This window comes from Shewanella sp. 11B5 (assembly GCF_002836795.1).
Classification (GTDB): Bacteria; Pseudomonadota; Gammaproteobacteria; order Enterobacterales; family Shewanellaceae; genus Shewanella; species Shewanella frigidimarina.
Window position 1 is genome coordinate 1 of sequence record NZ_PJAP01000595.1, and the last position, 3956, is coordinate 3956.

Annotated in this window: 4 protein-coding genes; 2 read left to right on the forward strand and 2 right to left on the reverse strand. The window is 41.2% G+C overall.

Features of this window, described 5'->3' with window-relative positions; translation table 11 throughout:
- Positions 1-2 precede the first annotated feature (2 nt).
- Positions 3-1319 carry a sigma-54 interaction domain-containing protein gene (locus CXF78_RS13825; RefSeq protein WP_011637437.1) on the reverse strand — a complete coding sequence of 439 codons (1317 nt, stop codon included), beginning with the start codon at positions 1317-1319 and terminating at the stop codon, positions 3-5.
- A 311-nt stretch (positions 1320-1630) separates the two neighbouring features.
- Here CXF78_RS13825 and CXF78_RS13830 point away from each other — a divergent pair, with 311 nt between their 5' ends.
- Both CXF78_RS13830 and CXF78_RS13835 read left to right on the forward strand, forming a co-directional pair.
- Positions 1631-2275, forward strand: coding sequence for a Tll0287-like domain-containing protein (locus CXF78_RS13830; protein ID WP_011637438.1), 645 nt, complete (start codon positions 1631-1633; stop codon positions 2273-2275).
- 277 nt (positions 2276-2552) lie between these two features.
- Positions 2553-3419 carry an MBL fold metallo-hydrolase gene (locus tag CXF78_RS13835; RefSeq protein ID WP_102037128.1) on the forward strand — a complete coding sequence of 289 codons (867 nt, stop codon included), beginning with the start codon at positions 2553-2555 and terminating at the stop codon, positions 3417-3419.
- A gap of 118 nt (positions 3420-3537) precedes the next feature.
- On the opposite strand, the gene CXF78_RS13840 is transcribed toward CXF78_RS13835, so the two are convergent.
- Positions 3538-3942 carry a rhodanese-like domain-containing protein gene (locus CXF78_RS13840; protein WP_011637440.1) on the reverse strand — a complete coding sequence of 135 codons (405 nt, stop codon included), beginning with the start codon at positions 3940-3942 and terminating at the stop codon, positions 3538-3540.
- Between the last annotated feature and the right edge of the window lie 14 nt (positions 3943-3956).

Genomic DNA, 3956 nt, shown 5'->3' on the forward strand with positions numbered 1-3956 from the left:
GGCTAGCTAAGCTTTAAACCATAGCGTTGTAATTTTCGATATAAGGTACGCACACTGATATTAAGCGTTATCGCTAGTTCGGCTGGCGATCCTGCATATTGCTCACATACCTGCGAAAGGTACGCACATTCCATGTCATCTAACGTCATCAGTTCGGTGTTAAGTTTTACAGCAATTGTTTCATCCGTAGATGTGCGACTAAGTTGAACGCTTTCAGGCAAATCACTGCTGTGTATAACATCCTCATTGGCGATAAGTGCCGATTGCTCAATAATATTTTTCAATTCGCGAATATTCCCCGGAAATGCATAACGACCCAAAAGAGTTAATGCATTGCTCGAAAACTTTTTATGTTTGTAATCAGAATATTTTATAAAGTGATTCACCAGCGTTGGAATGTCATCATAGCGCTCACGTAACGACGGTAAGTAGATTGGAAATCCTGCAATGCGGTAATACAGGTCGCGCCTAAATTCACCTTTTTCTACTAAATCGAGTAAATTCTTATGGCTGGCACTGACTAGCCTAAAGTCAGAACGTTTCTGTTTTAATCCGCCGACGGCACGATAACACTGGGTTTCAAGTAACCTGAGTAACTTCACTTGCATGTTCATCGGTACATCGCCAATTTCATCAAAAAATACCGTTCCACCGTGCGCTATTTCAATCAAGCCTTTTTTACTGCTTGTCGCCCCTGTAAATGCACCTTTTTCATAACCGAACAGCTCACTTTCGAACAGGTTTTCACTCAGCCCAGTACATTCAATCACCACAAACGGTTTATCATTTCGGTTGCTGGCCTGATGTACCGCTTTAGCGACTAACTCTTTACCTGAACCAGTTTCACCTTGTAACAGTACCGCTATATTGGATTGAGATGCTCGATTAATCCTGTTGAGCATCTGTTTAAATGGCGCTGACTGACCGACCATAGTGCCTTTTTTTGATTCCGTCGATGCGTAATCTATAGCATCTAAAATCTCTAGAAACCCCAATACCATGCCACTGTTATCTTTTATGGGTTTCATTAAAATGTCGCAGTAAGACTTACCTTGCACTGTGCTGTGAATATGCACTGCACTGGCAGCTCGGTTAGTACTCTGGCATTGTAATAACGGGCATTCCTCACCGTGTTTATCGCAAGGTTGGTCACTGTGATGAGAGATTTGATGGCATTTACTTTGGCCTAAAATAACGTCGGCATCATAGGTTTCTCTATAGGCTTGGTTAACCGCATGGATCACATAATCGGGAGTAATAAAAATCGCCGGTTTATCAATGGCGTTTATCATAGATTGTACAACGGTGGTGTTGTTCATTGGTTACTCTCGCTTGCGATTTATATTAATCGGCCAACCTTTATAATGACATTAATAGCACGATAAATGTCATTACGATGTCATATTTGTCACTCAACAACCTAGCATGGGTATCCTGTTAATTTCAATATTGTTTAAGCTAATGATTTTAAGCGATTAAACCTTACTAGCGTGATATGGCACAAGCTTTGTATTCATTGTGTTATAGCGCTTATGACCGAACGATGCACTGGCAGTAGTGAACCCATGTACGAAAATTATGCCCTGAAGTTAATGGGAATTGCCCGACTTGAAGACGAGGATGACAAATAATGAAATTAACATCAAAGCACAAAAAAACGGTTTTAAATGCACGTAACATCAGTGCGTTATTAGTGATTGCTGGCATGAGCAGCCTTTGCCATGCTGAATCACTAACGGAACAGCAGGTGCTTGAGCAACAGGCTAATCAACGTATTGCCGAATTTAGCCAAGCGTTAAAAGGTCAGTTACAGGCCGCAATTAAACAAGGTGGCTTAATCAATGCGGTGTCGGTGTGTAAATCGGTTGCACCTGCCATTGCCGCTGAAAACTCGAAAGAGGGCTGGACACTGACTCGAACAAGTTTGCGTGTGCGTAATTCAGACAATACGCCAGATAAATGGGAGTTATCGCAATTACAGCAATTTGAGCTGGTGAATGCCTCCGGACAACAACCTGAAGATAAGCCAATCGTGGCGAGTGAATTTATCGTCAATGAAGGTAAAACTCAGTTTCGTTATATGAAGGCCATACCAGCGCAACAATTATGTTTAGGTTGCCATGGCAGTAATATTGAACCGGAAGTGAGTGCATTGCTGAGCAAAACCTATCCCGATGATAAAGCGATTAACTTTTCCCTTGGTGATATTCGTGGCGCATTTTCACTGAAAAAAGATATCGAAACACCTGCATCATCGGTTACTGCTAAGCCATAGTCGAAAACCATAGCCGAAAATGAACACTAGCAGACCACCGCGTGAATAAGGCTTTATCATTAAGCCTTATTCTTCGGAGCTTAAATCATATAATGCTTATTAATTCGCTGTTTGTTGCGACTTAATACGCAGTTTACATTAATGGTTTAATTTAACATCATGCTGTAGTGATTAACCCTCCTCAGTCATTGACTCAATGATGTTGAGAATATTACCAATATTAATCTGAGGCTTTATCTGACAAATACCTGTGTATTGTGTTGGGAGTTAATGTGTCATGAGTAGAATCCGTATCGATCCTTTTTATCATCAAGCTAGCCATACGATTACGTACGTGGTGACAGATATTGCTACCCGTCAATGTGCGATTATTGATCCTGTTTTAGATTTTGACATGGCGTCTGGCACCATAAGCACGAGTTTTGCTGATAGCATCATTGAGCATATCGATGAACATGGATTTGAAGTTGAATGGATTTTAGAAACCCATGCCCACAGCGACCATATTTCTGCGGCCTGTTATATCAAGAAAAAACGCGGAGGGATGACCGGAATTGGCGAGCACATCACCAAAGTTCAGCATACCTTTAAGCGATTACTGAATCTTGATGATAGTTTTAAATGTAATGGCGAGCAATTTGAACAATTATTTGTGGATGAAGAACTCATTAAACTGGGGCATTTAGATATTCACATTATGCATACACCGGGTCATACACCAACCTGCGTGAGTTATCTTATTGAAGATGTTGTGTTTGTTGGCGATACTTTGTCTACGCCGGAGTTAGGCACCGTTAATGCTGATTTCCCTAATAGCAGCGCAATAACCTTGTACCATTCAATTCAACGAATATTGGCATTACCAAATTGCACTAGGGTGTTTGTTGGCCATGATCCACATGCACAAAAACGTGCAGATAATGGGTTAGAAACTTCGGTGATTGCGCAAAAACGCTATAACAGTGTGGTAGGGGGGAAAGTCACTCTAGCAGAGTTTATTAAACGGCATCAACAACGCCATATTGGCTCTGAGATACAACAACTATTATTAGCCGCAATTCAAATTAATATTCGTGCGGGTAATATGCCAATAGCTGAAGGTAGGGATAACTACTATCTTAAAATCCCGCTTAACCAACTCTAAAAGTGAATACACAATCAGCCATTAGCACCGTTAACAATTAATACCGTTAGCCATTAACCGCAGCTATCAGCAAATAATAAACCATGAGCCACATAACGCTGACTCATGTTAAGTTAATTTATTTCTTATGAGGCACCAATGGAAAGCCATCTTGTTGCCATTGCATCATGCCACCGGCGACAGACATAGGTTTGCTAAAGCCCATATCCTGTAATGATGCAGCAGCCAGTGCAGAACGGCCACCGGTTCGACAAATAAGGTATATGTCTTTATCAGCTAATTCATTTAATGCCAATACCCACTCACAGTGATGACTGACTAAAGGATGCTCGTGTATTTTCATCTCTAATACGCCACGAGGAAAATTCACTGCGCCTTCTATATGGCCCGTCGTAAACTCATCATGCTCACGAACATCGATAATGATCACGTCTGGGTTAAGCATTGCTGTCAGTAGTTCTTGGGTACTCACTTCAATAATGTGGGTTTTAATCTCACTTATGTATTCCTGGGCAGTTTTCATGTGTACCTCGTGAT